We start from the raw sequence: 20,833 nt of genomic DNA, 5'->3' as shown, positions 1-20,833 counted from the left end.
CATATGATTCATTTATTTGACAAAATGGTTTTTTATGTGCCAAAATTTATAGATACCCATAAAGTTATGGAGGTGAATCATGAGTAAAGTAACTCAATTCAAGAAAGGATCTCCTTCTAAAGGATCTTCCATTCAAATTAATCGTTTGCAAAATCCTTTTTTAAGTCTGCAAAATGAAGTAGATAGATTATTTAGAGACTTTAATGAGTTTTTACCTGCATCTAAATTAAATTGGGGGCAATTTGAAAAAATGGATCTTTCTCCATCAATGGACATTGTTGAGGATAAAGAGCATTTTTGTGTTCAGCTAGAAATGCCTGGTATGGATGAAAAAGACGTTCAAGTATCTATAGCGGACAATGTACTCACTATTAGTGGTGAAAAGTCCAGTTCGAAAAAAAATGAAGGTAAAAAATTTATTTCTCGAGAAATTAGCTATGGAAAATACGAACGTTCCATTTCGTTACCTTCAACCGTTGATCTGGCCAAGGCAAAAGCAACGTTTAAAAAAGGAATGCTTTGGATTGATTTGCCTAAAAAACAGGAATCCAAAGCGGGTGCACGATCAATAAAAGTTGAACAAGCCAAATAGAACTAAGTAGCCTCATAGTTAAAACTATGAGGCGGTATTTAAGTGCTAAATTATTCACGCGTTTATCCAAAAAATACGGACTAAAACGTACAAAATGGTCATGCCTAAAATAGGAATAACAAGAAAAGCAAGAAAGTTATAAAATCCGATTCTATTTTCTGGTGAAGCATTGTAAAACGCTTTAAATTTTCTCCACAGGGACATTATAAAACAGTCTCCATTTTTGCCTAACAGTCAAGATCATAGATTCTAGCATAAATACTACCTCCAACTTTTAATAATTAACGCCCGGTCATTTTTTCCAAATTTTCTGGGTAACGATCACCCATAATCGTGATCTGAGCGGTGGCGCGATTTATTTCATTTAAGTCTTCTGATGTAAGATTAATTTCAGTTGCTTTAATATTTTCCTGAAGGCGTGCTAATTTTCGTGTACCAGGAATTGGGACAATCCATGGTTTTTGGGCGAGTAGCCAGGCAAGTGCAATCTGAGCAGGGGTTGCTTTCTTCCGGGCAGCAATCTTGGCAATTTCGTCAATCAATGCCTGATTCGCCTGTCGTGCTTCGGATGTAAACCGAGGCAAAGTATTGCGAAAATCAGAACTGTCAAATTGTGTGTTTTGGTTAATATTACCTGTGAGAAACCCTCTCCCTAATGGGCTGTAAGGAACAAAGCCGATCCCTAACTCTTCAAGTGTGGGAAGGATTTCAGCTTCAGAACCTCTTGTCCATAAAGAATATTCACTTTGTACTACAGTAATGGGATGAATTTTATGGGCTCTTCGGATTGTATGCTCACTTGCTTCACAAAGGCCAAAGTGTTTAATTTTGCCTTCATGAATTAAGTCTTTTATTGCACCAGCTACTTCTTCAATAGGAACTTCGGGGTCAACACGATGCTGGTAAAACACATCAATTGCTTCCAGTTTAAGTCGTTTTAAGGAGGCTTCCGCAACGTGTTTTATGTGTTTTGGATGACTGTCTAATCCAGACCATCTTTTATTTCCTGTGGGATTCAGTTTAAAGCCAAACTTTGTTGCAACGACTACTTTTCCACGATAAGGTGCAAGCGCTTCACCTAAAAGTTCTTCATTGGTAAAAGGACCATAAACTTCGGCAGTATCAAAAAATGTAATCCCTAGTTCTATGGCGGCATGCAGTAAAGAGATCATTTCCTGTTTGTCTGCTGGTGGTCCATAAGAATAGCTCATCCCCATGCAACCGAGGCCTAGGGCAGATACTTCCAGGCCGCTTTTTCCGAGTTTACGCTTTTGCATCGTAGTCTCCTTTTGAATCTGGGTATTCCATATATTCTAGCCGCTGGTTTTTAGAAAGACTTCAAATTTTGAATGAAATGAGTCCTATTTCCCAGTGGATTGTTAAAATGATACACTTTTGGCCTGTCGATGACAGGTTTGGGTTCGAAGTCCATGGCAAGCTGAGCTTGCTCGTTATGAGGATATAAGATGTTACTTTTTAGTGCTGCTTTATTTAAACATCAATTGGATTTTAAGCCATTATCGGAGCGTATGGAGTATTTATCGCTAGCTGCAACTTGGGCAGAAGGAGAATGGGGCTATATTCGTAATAAAGGAGTGGAATATCGTAAAGGCGTTCTCAATGACTTGAAGGAACATGTATATATAGGGACCTTGAATGATGAACCTGTTGCGCTATTTGCTTTATTCCCAAAAGAAATGGCTCCTGAATTTAATGAAAAAAAGTTTAAGGCACCTGCTGTGAGTGAATTAATGTATGTTTATGTGGATAAGCCCTATCGCGGATTAGGTTTTGGCAAGCAAATCATTGAACAGGCTAAGCAAATTGCAAAAGCACAAAAAGCGGAATTTATCATGTTAGATACCTTAAAACCTTCATTAAATCGATTTTATGAAAATGCTGGAGCGCAGATTATCGCAGAGAATCAGTTGTTTTCTCATCCTACAGATGTTTTGACAATGAAATTGTAGCGTTCTGAGGCAACCCTGCGAACACGCTCTGAGCGTTCCCTACAAAATTAACCAGGAAAATGTGTATTCTGTCATCCCCGCGCAGGCGGGGATCCATTTTTATATTGGCAATGGGCTCATTCATAGGTGGATTCCTGCCTTCGCAGAAATGGCAATGTCCGCTTTCTGCTTCACTTGACAGCCATGGCTTTCACTCAGGCCAGGTGATTAAAAATCGAACGTTTTATAACGTAACAAGCTGGGATTTAAAGTTTAAAAAGTCGAAATCCCCAAGATCAGCATCAAATTTTGCGCTTGCTTGCACCAAAGTGTCTGTAATAACGGCTTCCATAAGGTCGATAAGAGGAGTTTCTTTATAGCGCCGCATGGATTTAACGTGTTTTTCCAAATTTTGTCCAGCAACTGTTTGAGGCTTAGTGTGATTCAATTGAAATTGACCTAGACCGATTTCGCTGGTTACTTTATCCAGTGCTTGTTGATATGAAGTGGCCATACCGGATTTGATTGCTTGGACTACTGAGTGAATAGAAGTTCCTTGTTTCAATAACTGAGCGCAGATATCTGCCAATTTATTGATTTCATTAATATAACCTTGTTGATTGCGTAACATTAATATTTTCAGGGCAGAGGCAGCTGTGGCGCTGACTTGGGGAATATTTGCAGCTTCTACTTCCTCTGCAAATAACGCATCTAAAGAAAATACAGGTAGATTTGTTACATCAATTTTTTTTTGCACAGTGGGACTCCAAAAATAAGATTAGATGGATAAATTGTTCACCCGTGGAACAAAAATAATTAGTCATTATGTAATTATTTTGCTCAGCTGTAAAGGCTTTTGCAAAATTAAAGAAGAGGGAAACCAACTGCAAATATGTTTTACTCCATGTGGTATAATAAGAGTATTTTTATTAAACTGTTTTTCACAGCGGGTAGCTAAATTGATTACCAATCGTATCGATCTTCGTTCTTATCATACTGAAAGTTGTAGTCATGCTCATGATTTTGCGCAATTGGTTTTACCTCTTGCTGGCTCCATGGAGTTAGAGTCAGGTCTTTATGCGGGTATTGTTGATAAGCAGGTTGGTGTATTTATTGCGCCTAATGAACGGCATTGTTTTGCAGGAAGTCCGAATAATCTTTTTTTAGTGATTGATGTCACTGCCCAAAATCATCTATTTGAAGATCGCAGATCTCATGCTTTTAATTTAACTGCGAGCATGAAAAAGCTTTTACATTTTACACATCATTATTTAGCGGTCAAAGAAGGGGATTTCTTCACTGATTCATTAATTAATCAATTAATTATTCATTTTGCCACAAAATCTTTTTCGCCGGAGTTGGATCCAATAGCAATTAAGGCAAAAAACTGGATTGATTTGTATTTTGCAGATGCTGTAGATGTAACTAAAGTTGCACGGCAGTGTTATTTGAGCGTAAGTCAATTACAACGTCGATTCAAACACGCTTTGGGGTGTAGTATAGCTGAGTATTGGCGATTTAAAAAATTACATCGGGCAAAGCAATTGCTGTCATCAAAAAACCTTTCTATTGAAGCCATAGCTTTTGCAGTGGGTTATGAAAATTTACCTGCATTTAGCCGACGATTCAGTAAAGTATTTGGGGAATCGCCTTCTCAATGGAGAACAAAAGCGTTATCAGCAAATAAAATGCGTGAAATGGATAACTCAAACTGATTTCAAAATTGATAAACTATGGATTCGATTTCACTTTAGAGAAGTGTTTATAATGAAAAAATCCAACGCTTATTTTATGCAAGGCATGCTTTTTCTTATCCTAGCTCAAATCATGGTAGGCGTGAATATTGTTTTTTCCAAGTATCTGCTTTCCTCCATTCCTGTCCTGCTTCTATTAGCGCTTCGATTTACTTTGGCTGCGCTCATTTTATTACCCTTACATTGGCTCACACCTGCTAAAAGAAAACCTGTTCGTTATTATTTTTCGCAACTAAAGCAAAAAGATTGGGTTTTTATCGGTGCTCAGGCACTCTCTGCCGGGGTGTTGTTTAATTTCCTTATGTTATGGGGGTTAAATTATACTGATGCTAATGTGGCTGGCATTATTACCAGTGCTTTACCTGCAATCATCGCGATGATGTCTTGGATTATTCTTGGTGAGAAAATTTCAGGCAAAAAAGCTATTTGTGTAGGTTTTGCCACATTGGGATTAATTGTTATCGCATACGATAGGCTCGGAGGCTCCCACGTAAGCCATTCATTTTGGGGAGATGTGCTTGTTTTAATCGCCCTTTTGCCCGAAGCAACTTATTATATTTTAAGTAAAATGCATGCTAATTCGCTTCCAGTATTTCTCATTTCTTCTTTACTCAATGCAATTAATGCTATTTTATTATTACTTAGTCTGAGCTTTAGTACTTGGAACGGTTTAAGCACCTCGCTTTTAGATTGGCTTATTTTGATCATTTTAGGTTTAAGCTCAGGTCTTTTTTATGTTTTTTGGAATTTTGGATGCCAGAAAGTGGATGGTGTTATGGCTTCATTATCAACTGCGGTGATGCCATTAGCTACAGTACTCATAGCATGGATGTTGCTTGGCGAGCGTTTAACATTAGGGCAGGCCATAGGTATGGGAATGGTGATTTTCTCTATTGCTGTATATGCTAAACGGTAGATGTCGCCAACGGCCATTTCAAGTGAAAAAATAGGACTGTAATGAGTGCAGAAAAAAAATGGGAACATTTCTCTCATGAATCAGATATAGGGGTGAGGGGGTATGGGCCTACTTTAGCGGAAGCCTTTGCGATGGGAGGGGTGGCCCTGACTAATGTGATTACCAATTCACAATCAATCCAACCCCATAAGAGGCTTCATGTAACTTGTGAGGCGCCGAATCAGGAGATTTTATTTGTCGACTGGTTAAATGCCATTATTTACAACATGGCAATCTACAATATGCTTTTTAGTCGATTCGAAGTCTCCATAAAAGAGGGGAGGTTAACTGCTATAATTGCAGGAGAACAAGTGGATATCAAACGGCATCAACCTGCAGTGGAGGTTAAAGGCGCTACGTTCACCGAATTAAAAGTGTACCAAGGCAATGGCATTTGGGTAGCTCAATGTGTAGTCGATGTATAATAAACCCCGAGGAGAGAAGGCAGAAAATCAATGGACTTAAATCGATTAGAAAAAATGAGTGACTTTGAATGGCAAATTTCCAAGCATGGGAAAATGCGTGTACCTGGGATTATCTTTGCTTCAGAAGAATTAATACTCAATATGGATATGAAAGTCTATGAGCAAGTCACTAATGTGGCAACTTTGCCCGGCATTGTTCACGGCTCGTTTGCCATGCCTGATGCACATTGGGGATACGGGTTTCCTATTGGAGGTGTTGCGGCATTTGATCCTGACAATGAAGGAGTTGTCTCCGCTGGCGGTGTTGGTTTTGATATTTCATGTGGGGTAAGGCTCTTATCAACTGGGTTTAAGCGAGAAGAATTTGAGCCGTATAAGGAACAGCTTGCAGACGCTTTATTTGCCCATATTCCAGCAGGCGTAGGCAGCAAAAGCCGTATTAACCTCACTATGAAGCAAATGGATGATATGCTGCGTGGCGGCGCTGTCTGGGCTGTAAAACAAGGATATGGTGAACGGGAAGATTTAGAGCGAATTGAAGATAATGGCTGTGTAGAAGGCGCATTACCCGAGTATGTTTCAGAACATGCAAAAAAACGACAAAAAAATGAAATGGGTACTTTAGGCTCAGGTAATCATTATTTGGAAATTCAAGAAGTACGCCAGATATATTGTGAAAAAACTGCCGCTGCATTTGGTTTAGCACTGGGGGATGTGGTGGTGAGTATCCATTGTGGTTCGCGTGGGCTAGGCCATCAAATAGGAACTGATTTTTTGCGCTCCATGTTAATTTATGCTCAGCAGCATGGTATTCAACTGGTTGATCGCGAATTAGCGTGCGCGCCTATTCGTTCACCAATGGGCGAACGCTATTTAGGCGCTATGCGCTCAGGAATAAATTGTGCTCTGGCAAATCGTGAAATCATTACCCATTTTATGCGTGAAGTTTTTCAGAATGAAATGCCAGGAACCCAAATAAAGCTTATTTATGACGTATCCCATAACACCTGTAAAGAGGAAACGCATCAGGTGGATGGTAAGACGATGCGTTTATTTGTTCATCGTAAAGGGGCCACACGAGCTTTTGGTCCGGGTCACCCTCAATTAATAAAAGACTTTAGACATGTAGGTCAACCGGTGATTATTGGCGGCAGTATGGGGACTGCATCTTATATTTTGGTAGGTACTCCAAGTGCTGAAAATAAATCATTTGGTTCTGCTTGCCACGGCGCAGGACGCGCGATGAGTCGACATCAAGCAACCAAAAAATGGCGTGGTAGTGAAATCATCAAGCAACTGGCACAACAAGGGATTCTCATTCGCAGTAGTTCCTACCGTGGTGTAGCAGAAGAAGCTCCCGAGGCATATAAGAATGTCGATTTTGTTGTGGATGCCGCACAAGCATCAGGTTTAACCCAAAAGGTTGCCAGGCTAGCACCTATTGTTTGTATAAAAGGGTAGGCCTGTTTACAATTCTACTTTCTTGGCCAAAATGCTGCGATTTCTGCGCTCCGATATTCACATACTTCGTGTATGTTCCGTTTCGGTGTTCTAAAATCTCAGCATTTTGGCTCAAGATAGTGAAGTGTAAACACCCTATATATTGGCTCCAAAAACCGAAAAATCAAATTACTGCATCGCGTTCCTATAATCAAAAATTATCATTTTAATCGAGACAACAACTGTATAAAAATAAATCAACTATAATAAAAATATTGTTTTAAAATTTTAAGAGATATTGTTGTATGCCTTTGAATGCAAGATCCGATAAAGGTCCGATTAAGAAATTAAGTGGTTCTTCAAATCATGGTCGCTATAATACCCAGTTTGATAGTGTCGATATAGTTGCTTTTGATAGAGAAGGAGAGGAGTGGGGGATTTTTTCTAACTATGCAGAAATTCCTATTAAGATGCAAACCCCTTTTGGAGAAAAAACGTTCCCCACGGTGGAGCATTATTTTCAATATCAAAAAGATCCTAATGATAAAGCTTATCTAGAGAGGATTCTTCAGGGAGATGCACAGAATGCAAGAGATTTAGGACAAAAAAAACGATGGAGTGATTTTAAATTAGCTGACGAAGCAATGCAAAGAGCAATTCAGGAAAAACTAAAAAACCCTTTAGTGCGACGAGCGTTGAAAGATACAGGAAATGCTTGTCTCATTGAAGATACAGGAAGTAGAAGTTCGCAAAATCAGGATGGTAATTGGGGGTGGAGAACAGGGGGAAGCATAGAACCACATGCTACAACAGGTAATAAGCTAGGCATTTTGTTGATGGAGGAACGTAATCGTTTGCATCGACAAGAAGGCAATTTTTCTATGATTGTGCAAAACCCCCGAGATTTGTCTGAACGAGCCCGTGGTATTATGACGCGAAATTACAGTAACAAGAATCTCATTCATCTCAGCTTACCCGTTGTTTCGACTACACCAACACAAGCTAGCTATCCTTCTTCTCGAATGAAAGATTCTTTGAATCAGACTAAAAAACATTCAACTCAAGAGTCACATCACGAAGTGAGTCAAATGATTCGTACCATGATGACCACCTCTTCTCCAAGTTTGGATATCCCATTTGTGGGCAAAGGTCAGATGAACGGTACATTCAAAATAGCTTTTGATAATCCTAAAGATGCTGCTGCTTTTCAAGACATGTTAGCAAAGCAAGGTTTTAAAACCTCTTACTTCGGGGATGGTGAACGTTATCCGATGGAACATTCAGGGAAAAAATTGAATCATATTGTTCGCTTTGAGAATGCAGGTACAAAAACAGAAATTCCTGAAAAAGCGTTACAGTTTCTCAAAGAAAAATTTAATGATGATGCAAAAGTAGCCAATATAGTTGAAAACATGGGGTTTGAACGGCCCAAAATGGGGGTATCAATGCATATGTAATTGTATGCCCATTTGATTAGAAATGTTTATTAGCGCGCATACTTCCATAAAGCCCCTGAATGGGTTTACCAGCTTCATCATTTTTCAATTGTCCTATGGTTTCTTTAAACTCCAAAATTGACTCGTCACTGTTATTGATAATAATGGTAGATAGCAAATCAGGTCATTATAAAAAGTAGCCATGTTTTTTTTCCATATCAATAAGTTAATGTACTCCTTTTCAGTTGAAATTATAGCTTTATTTGCCTAGTGTATTAAAAAGATTGAGTATTATTACCTCTTGCTCCCATTATGAGTAAGACTACTTTAATGAAGGACTAGGTTAATCGTGACATGAAGACTACTTTTACCTTACATCCTATGGCTCCATTCCAGCTGGACTATACAGTTCTTGCTTTGCGTCGAAGAAGCAAAAATAATGTTGATCTTTGGGATGGACGCCGTTATACACGATTATTGCTCATAGAGAATGCGCCTGTTAAAGTCATTGCTGAGCAAAGTAAAAAGCTTAATAAACCAGAGTTACTTCTATCCATTGAAAGCCAAAACGACGTATCTCAAAGTCAGCTTACATCTCAAATAGAGAAAATGTTGGGCTTAAAATGGGACCTACGCGATTTTTATCATCTCACACAACATGATGCTCAATTAAACCCACTGGTTGCGCAATTTAAGGGGGTTAAACCGCCGCGATTCCCTTCTATTTTTGAAGCACTTGTTAATGCAGTTTCATGTCAGCAAATATCACTTGATGCAGGATTGCAAATTCAAAATCGATTGGCTGAATTTCTGAGTATAAGAATAAAGGAAAAGGAGCACATTTTCTACGCATTTCCAAGACCGGAAGAGGTTGCTCATTGCACCGTTTCTGATTTGAAGAAAATAGGCTATAGCACACATAAAAGTGAAACACTGATCCGCTTAGCAACTGCAATCCTTGAGGAAAAATCAAATTTTAGATCTTTAGAAAAGAAAACAAATGATGAGGTAATTAATTTTTTATGTCGTTTTAAAGGAATAGGGCGTTGGACTGCGGAATATGTTTTATTGCGTGGTTTGGGAAGAATCGACACTTTTCCTGGTGATGATATTGGTGCACAAAATAATTTATATCAATTGCTGCATCTTGATAAGAAACCTGATTATAAGAAAACAGCGGAAATTACAGCCAAATGGTATCCCTACGCAGGATTAGTTTATTTCCATTTATTATTACAGCGCTTGTATGAAAAAAGAGATATAAGATAATCATACTTAAAAGGAAATTTTGTTTTACAATAGGTCTTGGTTTGTGAGCAAATTAAAAAATCGAATAAGGGAATGTGTGAATGGATAATGCACCTCAAAGCTCAATTGTTGAGCCTATGGACGTTGATAAAGTATCTAATGTCTTAAAATGGATTCTTTTAATTACAGCAATTATCTGTTTTATAGTACTGATTTGGGGTACCTATAAAACCTACCAGCTTGCTCCACCTTTACCTCAGCAGTTTCAATCTCCTTCTGGACAAACTGTGATGACAGCAGAAGATATAGTGAATGGCAAAGCGGGTTTTCAACGCGCTGACCTTATGGATTATGGCAGTCTTTATGGAATGGGCTCTTATTTTGGAGAGGATTATACTGCAAAATATTTAGTCAGTCTTGGCAGAATTATCGAAGATAAAATAGCACAACAACATTTCGGTAAGTCCTTTATAAGCTTGACCATAGGAGAACAATACACTGTACGTCAAGCAATGCAACAGGATTTGCAGCAAACTGATCTAAGTAAACAAATTAGCATTTTGTCCCAGCCAGTTGCTGATGCAATTGTGCAGCTGCGCCAGCAAATTTCACAAAATCTACTGAATCATGATCCAGAAACAGGTTGGACCAAGGCTTACAGCTTGAATGAGCAAAGTGCCTTACAAACGGCTGATTTTCTTATTTATTCTTCACTCACTACGATTGCACATAGACCAGGACAAAATAGTTCCTATACCAATAATTGGCCTTATGAACCCACCATGGGAAATACGCCAACAGCAAATACCTTTTACTGGACTTGGGTATCGTTTTGCTTTGTATTTCTGGGTTTTGGTGCTGTACTTTATATTTATCATCGATATTTGAGTGTGCCTGATGAAGCATTGAAAACGCCTGTTTTTTTGGGATTTGACTCGTTGACGCCAAGTCAGCGCAAGGTAGGGCAATATTTTGTAGTCGTTGCGCTTGTTTTGCTGATCCAGATCGCTGTAGGTGCGATTATGGCGCATTACTATACAGAGCGAACGGGTTTTTATGGAATTAATATTAATGATTATTTACCTTTTAATTTCTTACGTGATGTACACATTCAAACACCAATCATCTGGATCGCTCTTTCATGGGTGAGCGCTGCTGTTTTTATGGCTCCTCTCATTAGTAAAAAAGAAGCGAAAAGACAAGGTTTTTGGGTTGATCTTTTGTTTTGGGTCACCTTGTTTATTGTTGGCGGAGCACTTGTTGGTAATTATTTGGGGATTATGGGGTATGTGGATGAACACTGGTTTTGGATTGGCAATCAGGGTTTATCCTATCTGCAGCTCGGTCGTTTATGGCAAATTGGATTTTGTTTAGGACTTTTTCTTTGGAGTTTTATTATTTTTCGCGGCATGTGGCCTACCTGGAGTGGCTTAAAAACTGCTACGGTTGAGTTTTGGAGTGGACGTATTCGTTTAGAGCATCTTTTTTGGGCAAGCACAATGAATATTGCTGTATTGTATTGCTTTGGGATGATCCCTTTAACTGGAATTGAAAAATCATTCACAATCACTGATTTTTGGCGCTGGTGGGTAGTTCATCTTTGGGTAGAGCAGTCATTTGAATTTTTTGCTGCGTGTGCCACTGCTTATCTTTTAATGGGAACGGGATTGGTTTCGCGTGCTCTAGCTGAGCGTACAATGTACTTTGAAACAATTTTGATATTTTTAGGCGGAATCATTGGAACTGGCCATCACTGGTATTGGACAGGTACGCCAGATCTCTGGGTACCGCTAGGAACTATGTTTTCGTTTATTGAAGTATTGCCTTTGGTTCTTCTCATTATTGATGCCATCGAACATCATCAATTAATTAAGCGACAAAGTGTGTTTACTTATAATTTGGCTTTTCTCTATATTTTGGGAGCATCCTTTTGGAATTTTGTTGGCGCAGGAGTATTTGGTGGGGGGACGCTTAATGCGCCGCTTATAAATTATTATGAGCATGGGACATTTCTTACTTTAAACCATGCACATACTGCATTATTTGGTGCATTTGGTTTGCTTGGCCTAGGTTTAATTTATTTTTGTTTACGCTATGCTGCAGGTGATCGTTTTGCTTGGAGTGATCGTTTAGGGATTTGGGCATTTTGGTTATATAACATAGGCCTTGTCTTATGGATTGTGTTGAATTTCTTTCCTATAGGTTGGGCACAATTAATGGATGTTTATGAACATGGCTTCGCCCATTCAAGAAGCCTTGAATTTTATAATACAACATTGTTATGGCAATGGTTACGACTGCCCGGAGATGTAGTATTTGCTTTAGGTGCGTTATTCATGGCCTATGATTTTATTAAAAAGTTAGGCCCTTTCTTTCCAAGATGGTTGGGAGCTAAGCGTTCAGAACAACAACTTGTTCGCGATATTTAGCAGAAAAAGGTAATCCAAAAGGAAGATATGGTTATGCCTGAGCTTTTTACGATTGGACACTCCACACATACTTTGCAGGAGTTTCTGGGAATAATCCACGCCCATCAAATAACGCATGTTGTTGATGTGCGCACTATACCTAAATCACGCACTGTTCCTTGGTTTAATAAGGAGGAGTTCAAGAAATCGCTTGCAAGAGAAAAAATTGCTTATACCCACTTACCTAAGCTAGGAGGATTACGTAAAGTTGAGAAAAACTCCATCAATAGAGGATGGCGGAATGCAAGTTTTAGAGGATTTGCTGATTACATGCAAACGGAGGCGTTTCTCGAAGGACTAAGTGAATTAAATCATTTAATCAGTAAGAGTGATAAAGTGGCAATCATGTGCGCTGAAGCGGTGCCTTGGCGATGCCACCGTTCGCTTATTGCGGATGCAGAATTGATTCGTGATTATATTGTTTGGGATATTATGAACAAAACCACTGCGAATCCCCATCAATTAACTTCTTTTGCAGTGGTAGATAGAAAGAAAAAGCCAATACAAATTTATTATCCCTAATTAGGATCTGTTTACAGATTCTATTTGGGGAGTTGGGTGTATCGCGGTAGAAGGGTTCATTGTGATGAAGTTGCTGGTCTAGCAGCCGGCTTAATTCAGGCTGTTCGATTCTTCCATAGTGCTTTCTGTATCATCCTTCTTAGCCATTATTCTAACTCCATTGAAACTGAATGGTGAGACATGAGCACCATACTGCTGTACGTTTTTAAAAAGAGTACAAAAATTAGGAAATTTATAGATGGATGTAGAGACTGTATCTTTCTTTTGCAGAGCATTCTCAATAGTTTGACAATTTTCTTCAATGTTTTGCTCAAAATTGGACACTCCTATGACCATCAAACTAAAATTTGGTGATAATGATTGAAGCCACCGATAAAATGCCATCTCACATCTGAAGTAGTTGTCATCAAGTGGATAAATACATTTTCCTTGATTGTAGTTTTTCTCGGTCAATACGACCACCTGCTTAATTCCAAATTCTTTTAATTGCTTCAATGTCGGTAGTTTTGTAGCGTCAACTGCAGTGAATCCATGATTGGGTTCGATGATTAAACCTAATGAAGAGTCATGTGAGGTAGGCGATTGTGATAACAGTTCATCACGCGGTAAAGCATCTTGCAGCTGCTCCATAATCCGTGTTTGGGAGGTTTGATCATTCATTATGGATAGTTGCCAAATGCAATCAATCCCATTCATATATAATGCGCTTGCAACAGGTGCTTCATGACCGGTAAAGTTTATAAACAGTGTATTATCAAGCCCATGTTGTGTATTTAATTCTGCTAATACAGCATTTGTATTGGCACTAATCTCTTCATCAATGGCTTTTGTTATAAAGCTCCGCCCTTTGGGTATCATATCATGAGGTCTATTAAGACGAATGAAATGTATTTCGCCTCCAAACGTGGATAATACCTTTTGTGAAGGGGTCACAATTTCCACTAATGTTTGTAAATCATGTCGAGTTCTTATTCTAATTTCAAAATTTTGTGGGGTCTCTTTTTTTGCGGGGGGATTTTGCAAGGTATCTATTTTATGGGTAATGCTCTTTAGTTTGCGTAACTCATCGATAGAGATCTTGAAAGCAAATTCTCCTTCTATATTTTCTACTGCGACACCCAAATACTTTTTAAAGAAAATATCGCGTAATCTATATTTATTAGCCCTGCTGGCATCAACATTTCCACCCTCAATTTTACTGAAAATCAAAAGGCGGTTTTCATTTTCTAAAAACTCAATATGATCCCGGTAATAACCAAAGTCTTCTATTTCGTTAATCACTGCATTTAACGCATCTATAATCAGTTTTACATCAGGTTTCATTTATTCACTTCTAAAAGTTACCTTCTAAAATTAACAAGATACATGATACAAATCAGTGGTAATGATTCCTCAAGTACTTTTTTGTATAATTATTATACTATATTATAAATGAATAATATTAAGGACAAATTAAGAGATTACTCCTTGTGGTGAGATTTCAAAACAGTTGCTACTCGTTAGAAGACAGTTTATTGTATTTTCGTTCGAGGTTGATATATTTCACGGAATAAATGTTTTGATATACTCTAGATGAAATCCAATATTAAATCTGTGCCAAAATGTACATCAAATCCAGCCAATTAATTTTCTCGCCATCTGATCTTACCCAATTTATGGAGAGTCCTTTTGTATCTTGGATAGAACATCTTGCTGTAGTGCATCCTGATTTATTGCCTATACCCGATGAAAAAGATGAATTAATTGATGTATTGCAACATTTGGGAAACCAACACGAATTGGAACTCTTGGCATTATTTGAAGAACAAGGATTATCCGTTGTCAATTTGCATCAACAGCCTAACTCCTATGAGGCAACCTTAACTGCCATGAATGATGGAGTAGATGTGATTTATCAGGCGCATTTGCAATTGCTTCCTTTTCAGGGATACGCTGATTTTCTAATAAAAAAAGCAGGTAAAAGTCGATCGGGTGATTATTGCTATGAGGTTTGGGATACCAAGCTTGCTCGATCTGTTAAACCGGGTTTTCTGCTACAATTATGCTGCTATGCGGAAATGCTTGAAGCAATGCAGGGCAGTAGAACAGAATACATCACAGTAGTTTTAGGCAATAAAGAACAGCGGCGCTTTCGTACCGCAGATTATTTTTATTTTTATCAAAATCTGAAACAACAGTTTTTATTGACGCATCAAAATTTTGATCCCAATGCTTGCCCTGATCCTGCTGCATCTAAAAATTGGGGAAGATGGAGTACTTATGCTGAAGAGTTATTAATTAAAGAAGATCATTTGATCCAGGTCGCAACCATTACTTCCGGGCAAATCAAAAAACTGTATCAAGCAGGAATTAAAACCATGACTGCATTGGCTTATGCAAATTGTTCCTGGGTCAAAGGGATTAAACCAGAGCGTTTTGCGCGTTTGCAAGCACAAGCTAAAATTCAAAAAGAAAGTAGCGGCAAGGATATTCCCTTATATCAAATGCTTCCTCATGCCCCAGGACAAAAGCAAGGTTTGGCGTTGCTGCCTCCTGCATCACCGCTAGATGTATTTTTTGATATTGAAGGTTTTCCTCTTGAGGAGGGGGGACTGGAATATCTTTGGGGTATTGTGTATTTTGATGAAAAAGGTCAGCGCCAGTATAAAGATTTTTGGGCACATGATGCAGAGCAGGAAAAAGAAAGTTTTCAAGCTTTTGTGAAATGGGTTTATCAGCGTTGGCAAGAAGATCCGCGAATGCATATTTACCATTATGCCAATTATGAAATTTCTGCGTGTCGCAAATTAATGGGGCGATATGGTGTTTGTGAGAACGAGGTTGATCAGCTCTTACGTAATGAAGTATTTGTTGATTTATATAAAATTGTTAAAACATCACTCATTATTGGCGAGCCACGCTATTCCATTAAAAATATAGAGCATTTATACCGCGGAAAACGAGATACTGAGGTGGGGTCGGGGGGCGATTCAGTCGTTGTTTATGAGCATTGGCGAGAACATCCAGATGGAGAGAGTTGGCATACGTCAAAAATATTAAATGACATCCGTGCTTATAATATGGATGATTGTAATTCCACTCAGGAACTGGTGGATTGGCTAAGGGCGCGGCAAAAAGAACAAGGTATAAGTTACTTAGGTAAAACAGAGCTTGTTGAGCTTGAGATTAAGGAAGAGGTGGGTGAGCGTATTCAATTACGCGATCGGTTACTGGCACAAGCAGAACGTTTAAAATTTGAGGGGGACATCGAATTAGCTAAAATAAATTTGATTTTTGCATGGTCCATTGAATTTCATCGACGTGAAGCAAAACCGGTGTTTTGGCGTATGTTTGAGCGATTGGGGCTAACTGGAGAAGACCTGCTCGATGATATTGATTGTTTGGCTTATTGCCGGCGGACCGCTAAGCCACCCTATAAACCTTCACCAAAATCACGCAATATGGCCTACGAGTATTTTTTTGATCCGGAACAGGAGTTTAAAGGAACTGCTAAGCAATATTTCATTTTAGATATTTTAGATAAAGAAACAGAAGACGGTAAGACGGTTACCGCAAATTATTGTGAAGAGGACAGCGATTTGGAGCATGGGATTATCGTCTTGCAAATGAAAAATGAAGTGGATGATCCAATTACCTTAATTCCTAATGAATATGTAGATCCTCATTCGATTCCTGATGCGATTGCAAAACAGGCAGCATTATTTGAACAAGGTTTGCTTGAAAATACTGCGATATTGGATTTTCTGAGCAAATCTTATCCGCGGATTAAAGATCATCCTCAAGGGGTAGCAATTGCACCAAGTCATCATCCTGAAGAACGATTAGCTGAAATTATTCATGCTGTTTTAAATTTAAATAATAGTTATCTTACGCTTCAAGGGCCTCCTGGCGCAGGTAAAACCTATACAGGAAAGCATTTAATCGCAGAGCTCATTCGGAGAGGAAAAAAGATAGGGATCTCGTCCAATAGTCATAAAGCAATCAATAACTTATTGCTGAGTACAGCGGCTTATTGCCATAAAGAAGGAATTAAGGGCCACTTTGCATGTTCTCGTAATACAGATGGAGAAATTGAAGCTTTAGGTATTACAGTACTGGAAAACAAAAATATCGTTCATTTTATCCAACCCGGATGTGTTGTAGGAGCTACAGCTTGGGGTTTTGCCAGAGAAGAACTCGCTGATGTTTTTGATTATCTTTTTATTGATGAGGCAGGGCAAGTCAGTGTTGCAAACTTAATTGCTATGAGTCGTTCAACCCGCAATATTATATTAATGGGCGATCAAATGCAGTTGGGACAACCTTCCCAAGGAAATCATCCTGAAGAAAGTGGTTTATCCATATTAGAGTACTTATTACATACAACACCAACAATTCCAGATTCTATGGGGGTTTTTCTGGGTACTACCTATAGGATGCATCCTGCGGTAAATCAATGGATTAGTGATGCGATTTATGAAGGAAAACTGGAAACCGCTCCTGAAAATGTACAGCAAATAATAAGCATTCCCAAGGGATATCAAGGTGTGCTGAATAAAGAAGCGGGAATTATTCCCGTACCGGTCATTCATGAGGGAAATACACAAGCCAGTGATGAGGAAGTAGAGCAAATTGCATTATTAGCCAAGGAGCTTTTAGGTAGAACATTTAAGGCAAAAAATGGTTCGCAAAAAGCAATCGGTTGGGATGACATTCTTTTTGTTGCCCCATATAATCATCAGGTAAATAAATTGAAAATGGCACTTGGCGAACAGGCTAAAGTAGGAAGTGTCGATAAATTTCAAGGACAGGAAGCGCCAATTGTTTTTTTGAGTATGTGTGCGAGCAATGCAGATGAATCTCCTCGAGGACTGAATTTTCTTTTTGATAAAAACAGAATAAATGTGGCCATCTCGCGAGCTCAGTGTTTGGCGATTATTGTCTACTCACCTTCTTTGCTTGAGGCTGTGCCCAATAATATCGAGCAAATTTCCAGGATGAATGTGTTTTGTCAATTGGTCAAATTAAATGCTTCTTCTCCGACATGAGATACGCCTACACTCTTCTCTACGTACCATGGCTTGTCTCTGAGAGATCCACGCCAAATTTGAATATAACTCTTATGTTTTTAAATGAACTATACTCAACGTTCTACGTACCGCGCATAAAGCGCAGTACGTAGGGGGTTAAATTTCGTGTGGATTGCTCAGGGTTTATCCACGGCATCCGGTGGCTCTGGTCTTGAAACAGTATTTAGATGATTCCATCGAGATTTTTCCTGGGTCAGATAAACGCATTTCTCTGTTTAAATAAATTATAGTTTGTTCACAGGATTGTAGCGAGCGAAATCATGCTTTAGGCTTCTTTGCTGTATAGAGCAATTGCATTTCCTTCAGAATCAAGAATGGTGACTCGGTGTCCATAAGGACCTATTTGTTCTTTGGCTTTTAAAATTGTCCCTTTGTTTTTAGTTACGGCTTCAGCAGCCTGGTCCAACCTTCCTTCGGCATTAAGATAAATTAAGGGGCCGTTTTGCGAAGGTTTTCTGTTCTCCATAACGCATAAACAACCTGAAACATTATCTTGAGTATGGGGTAACAGACCAAATTCAAATCCATGCTCCGAGAATTTTTGTACGGGTTCATCAAGAACAGCAGAATAAAAGGCAATTGCTCTATCTAAGTCAACCACTGGAATATCTATCCAGCAAAAAGTATTTTTTTGATTCATGAGATCCTCTGATTCAATTTGCGAAAACTTTATAATACAAGATGTCAATTAAATCTTCGATGAATTTATTTTAAGGTTTTAGGTTACCCTAGAAAATCAGCAAGAGTACATTCATCATTTTCTAATAACTGAGCCATTATTTTATTAAATGTATTTACTACTTCATCTTTACCGTATGCTGTTAATGGTCCATTAATCGATAGTTGGTACTGTCCTTCCTGATCTTTTGAAAATAAAATCCATAGAGAGCGGTTATTAATAGGGCGATCCTCACTACTGTAATGATTTGGATACTGATAACTAAGATTTGCAAAGTTTTTATCAGGAACTATTTTACTAAAAAAAGAAGGAGTAATATTAATAAGCACTCTTAACCTTTCGGGTTTTGTCAGGGGTATATTTAACTTAATTAGTTGATTTAATTTATGTTTAATCAAAGTATTGTGGGTCATTGCCTGTGCCCAACTGAGATACTTTATTAAATAATCAATGATGATTGAATGCAACTTGCTTTTTTTAAGATCCTTTTTAAGGAATAGTTTATTCCATACATAGTGCAAATAATGACTTATTGCTAACCCAGAACCTTTAAACTCTCTATTCTTAATTATATGAGAGCATTTTTGATAGGGTGCTGTTATTAGAAATTGTTCTTCAATAGACTTAATAAAATTAATAAAGTTATCTTTCTCATTTAAGGTAAGATTTATTCTTTTATATTCTACGAACACTCCTACTATGGAATTATATTGACTTCCTTCTCTACCATTATGAATGAGGACAAACGGCATTTTCTTTTGGTGACTCAGCTTATAAAGTGCAATATGGCATGCAGCAATTAACCCAGTACTGACATTAATATTTTTTGTTCTATGCCATTCTATAAATTGTTGCACTCGAAGAGAATCAAGAGAATAATGAAATAAATACTTCTCCTGCTTGTCTGTATCAGATATATAATATTCAGGTTTCAGTGACAACATCTTAAAACCATAATTATAGTGGTGCCAAAAATTAACTTTATCTTTTAGATTGGTTTCATAAAGATGATTATTTTTTTTAACATAGCTAAGGAACGAATCTTTTTCTGGCTCAAGAATCATTTTTTTGCCACGGAAAAGAGTTTCATAGCATTTTTTGAATTGGTTCAATAGAATACTGCATGAAGGTCCGTCTACTATGATATGAGGCATCACAATATGCAACTCATGTAATTCACTATTTATTTTATAAAGATATACTCTAATTAGCGGGGGTTCTGTTAAGGGTATAGCACTCATCATGTTGTTTTGGAATTCCTGATGCAGCACTGTTTGGTTGTTGTTTAACGAAATGTCTTCGTAGATTAACTTGAATTGCCCCTCTTTCTTCAAAGTTTGAATCGGCACCTCTTTGTTAAAACTCAACCAAAAAACAGGATTGTGCTTCACAACAAAATCAAATGCCTGAGCTACATATTCTTTATTCAGTTTGCCTTGTATCTGTAACTGTGTCCCAGCATTATAAGGATAATCCATTTTATTGAGCACCCAGAATACGTATTGAAAATCGCATAGAGCGATTTCTTCATCGCTTGGGTTTTCTATGGGAAGAGGCGCAGAAGTATTCTCAAAAATTTTGTCTAATTCATTGGCAATATTTTGGGCGATTTTGTCGATTCGGGGTTCATTAATAAAATATTCTATGGGCAGACTCAGGGTTGGGCAGTTCAATTTATCATGAATACGGTTTCTCAATTCCAAAGTCATCAGTGAATCCATGCCCATGGCGAGCAGATCGTTTTTGATGCCTACCTCTTCGCCGCTTTCCAACCCCAAAACGTCAGCAACAATCTCACATAATGTCTGGCGCAACAGGGGAATACGTTCTTTATAAGCATAGCGTTGTAAAACTGCTAAAAAGAACGGATCTGTGGGCGCGGTCTTTACCATCAGTGCTGAAAACTCACTTGGCTTGGGCGTGTTTTTGAAATAAACATCCCAATGTATGGGGCATACGGCCATTTGCGGCACCTTGCTCGGCAACAACACATCCAGCACACCAATACTCTCGGGATTCAAGGGAATAAACCCGCGTCGCTTAAGCGCCTCAATGTGCTGTGCTGCCATGCCTCGAGTGTGAAAAGTACCCCAGTTAATTGCCAGTGCCGGCAAGCCCTGTTGGTGGCGCAGATGCGCCAGACCATCCAAGAACCCATTCGCTGCCACATAGTTAGCCTGTCTTCCGGAACCGAGAATGGATGCAGCTGATGAAAACAGGACAAAGCAATCCAGGTGCAGATTTTTGGTGAGTTGATGCAAAATCAGCGCGCTGTTCGCTTTCGCACGCAACACCT

General features: G+C 38.5%; 16 protein-coding genes. 11 read left to right on the top strand and 5 right to left on the bottom strand.

Features of this window, described 5'->3' with window-relative positions; all coding sequences use genetic code 11:
- Positions 1-79: 79 nt before the first annotated feature.
- The gene (locus A8O27_RS10195) at positions 80-592 is read left to right on the top strand and encodes an Hsp20/alpha crystallin family protein (protein ID WP_058460746.1); all 513 of its coding nucleotides are present in this window, start codon (positions 80-82) and stop codon (positions 590-592) included.
- Positions 593-873: 281 nt separating this feature from the next.
- Here the strand turns inward: A8O27_RS10195 and A8O27_RS10190 are convergent, their stop codons facing one another.
- On the bottom strand, positions 874-1,869 hold the full coding sequence (locus tag A8O27_RS10190) for an aldo/keto reductase (RefSeq protein ID WP_058460747.1): 996 nt from the start codon (positions 1,867-1,869) through the stop codon (positions 874-876).
- Positions 1,870-2,058: 189 nt separating this feature from the next.
- Between A8O27_RS10190 and A8O27_RS10185 the strand changes: the two genes are divergently transcribed.
- Positions 2,059-2,562, top strand: a complete 504-nt coding sequence (locus tag A8O27_RS10185; protein ID WP_058460748.1) for a GNAT family N-acetyltransferase — start codon at positions 2,059-2,061, stop codon at positions 2,560-2,562.
- A 223-nt stretch (positions 2,563-2,785) separates the two neighbouring features.
- On the opposite strand, the gene A8O27_RS10180 is transcribed toward A8O27_RS10185, so the two are convergent.
- Positions 2,786-3,298 carry a hypothetical protein gene (locus tag A8O27_RS10180; RefSeq protein ID WP_058460749.1) on the bottom strand — a complete coding sequence of 171 codons (513 nt, stop codon included), beginning with the start codon at positions 3,296-3,298 and terminating at the stop codon, positions 2,786-2,788.
- A gap of 202 nt (positions 3,299-3,500) precedes the next feature.
- Here A8O27_RS10180 and A8O27_RS10175 point away from each other — a divergent pair, with 202 nt between their 5' ends.
- The 8 genes from A8O27_RS10175 (at position 3,501) to A8O27_RS10140 (ending at position 12,789) form a co-directional block, all read left to right on the top strand.
- Positions 3,501-4,256, top strand: a complete 756-nt coding sequence (locus A8O27_RS10175) for an AraC family transcriptional regulator (protein ID WP_058460781.1) — start codon at positions 3,501-3,503, stop codon at positions 4,254-4,256.
- Between the two features lie 52 nt (positions 4,257-4,308).
- Positions 4,309-5,211, top strand: coding sequence for a DMT family transporter (locus tag A8O27_RS10170; protein ID WP_115684351.1), 903 nt, complete (start codon positions 4,309-4,311; stop codon positions 5,209-5,211).
- A gap of 41 nt (positions 5,212-5,252) precedes the next feature.
- Positions 5,253-5,675 (top strand): archease, encoded by a 423-nt coding sequence (locus A8O27_RS10165; RefSeq protein ID WP_058460751.1) that lies wholly within the window; start codon positions 5,253-5,255, stop codon positions 5,673-5,675.
- Positions 5,676-5,705: 30 nt separating this feature from the next.
- Positions 5,706-7,136 carry an RtcB family protein gene (locus tag A8O27_RS10160; protein ID WP_058460752.1) on the top strand — a complete coding sequence of 477 codons (1,431 nt, stop codon included), beginning with the start codon at positions 5,706-5,708 and terminating at the stop codon, positions 7,134-7,136.
- 284 nt (positions 7,137-7,420) lie between these two features.
- Complete coding sequence (locus A8O27_RS10155) at positions 7,421-8,572, top strand: NADAR family protein (RefSeq protein WP_058460753.1); 1,152 nt, start codon at positions 7,421-7,423, stop codon at positions 8,570-8,572.
- 333 nt (positions 8,573-8,905) lie between these two features.
- Complete coding sequence (locus A8O27_RS10150) at positions 8,906-9,820, top strand: DNA-3-methyladenine glycosylase family protein (RefSeq protein WP_058460754.1); 915 nt, start codon at positions 8,906-8,908, stop codon at positions 9,818-9,820.
- 80 nt (positions 9,821-9,900) lie between these two features.
- A complete protein-coding gene (locus A8O27_RS10145) occupies positions 9,901-12,228 on the top strand; it encodes a nitric-oxide reductase large subunit (RefSeq protein ID WP_058460755.1) in 2,328 nt (775 codons plus the stop codon).
- 33 nt (positions 12,229-12,261) lie between these two features.
- Entirely contained in the window at positions 12,262-12,789 is a 528-nt protein-coding gene (locus A8O27_RS10140) for a DUF488 domain-containing protein (protein ID WP_058460756.1), read from the top strand.
- Positions 12,790-12,879: 90 nt separating this feature from the next.
- Here A8O27_RS10140 and A8O27_RS10135 read toward each other — a convergent pair whose 3' ends face one another.
- Positions 12,880-14,112 (bottom strand): hypothetical protein, encoded by a 1,233-nt coding sequence (locus A8O27_RS10135; RefSeq protein WP_058460757.1) that lies wholly within the window; start codon positions 14,110-14,112, stop codon positions 12,880-12,882.
- A gap of 278 nt (positions 14,113-14,390) precedes the next feature.
- On the opposite strand from A8O27_RS10135, the gene A8O27_RS10130 reads away from it, so the two are divergent.
- Positions 14,391-17,816 carry a TM0106 family RecB-like putative nuclease gene (locus tag A8O27_RS10130; RefSeq protein WP_058460758.1) on the top strand — a complete coding sequence of 1,142 codons (3,426 nt, stop codon included), beginning with the start codon at positions 14,391-14,393 and terminating at the stop codon, positions 17,814-17,816.
- Between the two features lie 307 nt (positions 17,817-18,123).
- Here the strand turns inward: A8O27_RS10130 and A8O27_RS10125 are convergent, their stop codons facing one another.
- The gene (locus tag A8O27_RS10125; protein ID WP_058460759.1) at positions 18,124-18,498 is read right to left on the bottom strand and encodes a VOC family protein; all 375 of its coding nucleotides are present in this window, start codon (positions 18,496-18,498) and stop codon (positions 18,124-18,126) included.
- A gap of 83 nt (positions 18,499-18,581) precedes the next feature.
- Positions 18,582-20,833 (bottom strand): condensation domain-containing protein (locus tag A8O27_RS10120; protein WP_154669240.1); only part of this gene is annotated, 2,252 nt, incomplete at its 5' end.

Source organism: Legionella bozemanae (assembly GCF_001648595.1).
GTDB classification, from domain to species: Bacteria; Pseudomonadota; Gammaproteobacteria; order Legionellales; family Legionellaceae; genus Legionella; species Legionella bozemanae.
Note: the sequence above shows the minus strand (reverse complement) of the source record. Positions and strands in the feature narration are given on the sequence as shown.

Excerpts from the sequence above, each read along its gene's own strand:
- A8O27_RS10155 (WP_058460753.1), top strand. The coding sequence starts at position 7,421 with ATGCCTTTGAATGCAAGATCCGATAAAGGTCCGATTAAGAAATTAAGT.
- A8O27_RS10190 (WP_058460747.1), bottom strand. The coding sequence starts at position 1,869 with ATGCAAAAGCGTAAACTCGGAAAAAGCGGCCTGGAAGTATCTGCCCTA.
- A8O27_RS10130 (WP_058460758.1), top strand. The coding sequence starts at position 14,391 with ATGTACATCAAATCCAGCCAATTAATTTTCTCGCCATCTGATCTTACC.
- A8O27_RS10135 (WP_058460757.1), bottom strand. The coding sequence starts at position 14,112 with ATGAAACCTGATGTAAAACTGATTATAGATGCGTTAAATGCAGTGATT.
- A8O27_RS10195 (WP_058460746.1), top strand. The coding sequence starts at position 80 with ATGAGTAAAGTAACTCAATTCAAGAAAGGATCTCCTTCTAAAGGATCT.
- A8O27_RS10160 (WP_058460752.1), top strand. The coding sequence starts at position 5,706 with ATGGACTTAAATCGATTAGAAAAAATGAGTGACTTTGAATGGCAAATT.
- A8O27_RS10170 (WP_115684351.1), top strand. The coding sequence starts at position 4,309 with ATGAAAAAATCCAACGCTTATTTTATGCAAGGCATGCTTTTTCTTATC.
- A8O27_RS10150 (WP_058460754.1), top strand. The coding sequence starts at position 8,906 with ATGAAGACTACTTTTACCTTACATCCTATGGCTCCATTCCAGCTGGAC.
- A8O27_RS10185 (WP_058460748.1), top strand. The coding sequence starts at position 2,059 with ATGTTACTTTTTAGTGCTGCTTTATTTAAACATCAATTGGATTTTAAG.
- A8O27_RS10165 (WP_058460751.1), top strand. The coding sequence starts at position 5,253 with ATGAGTGCAGAAAAAAAATGGGAACATTTCTCTCATGAATCAGATATA.
- A8O27_RS10140 (WP_058460756.1), top strand. The coding sequence starts at position 12,262 with ATGCCTGAGCTTTTTACGATTGGACACTCCACACATACTTTGCAGGAG.
- A8O27_RS10125 (WP_058460759.1), bottom strand. The coding sequence starts at position 18,498 with ATGAATCAAAAAAATACTTTTTGCTGGATAGATATTCCAGTGGTTGAC.
- A8O27_RS10145 (WP_058460755.1), top strand. The coding sequence starts at position 9,901 with ATGGATAATGCACCTCAAAGCTCAATTGTTGAGCCTATGGACGTTGAT.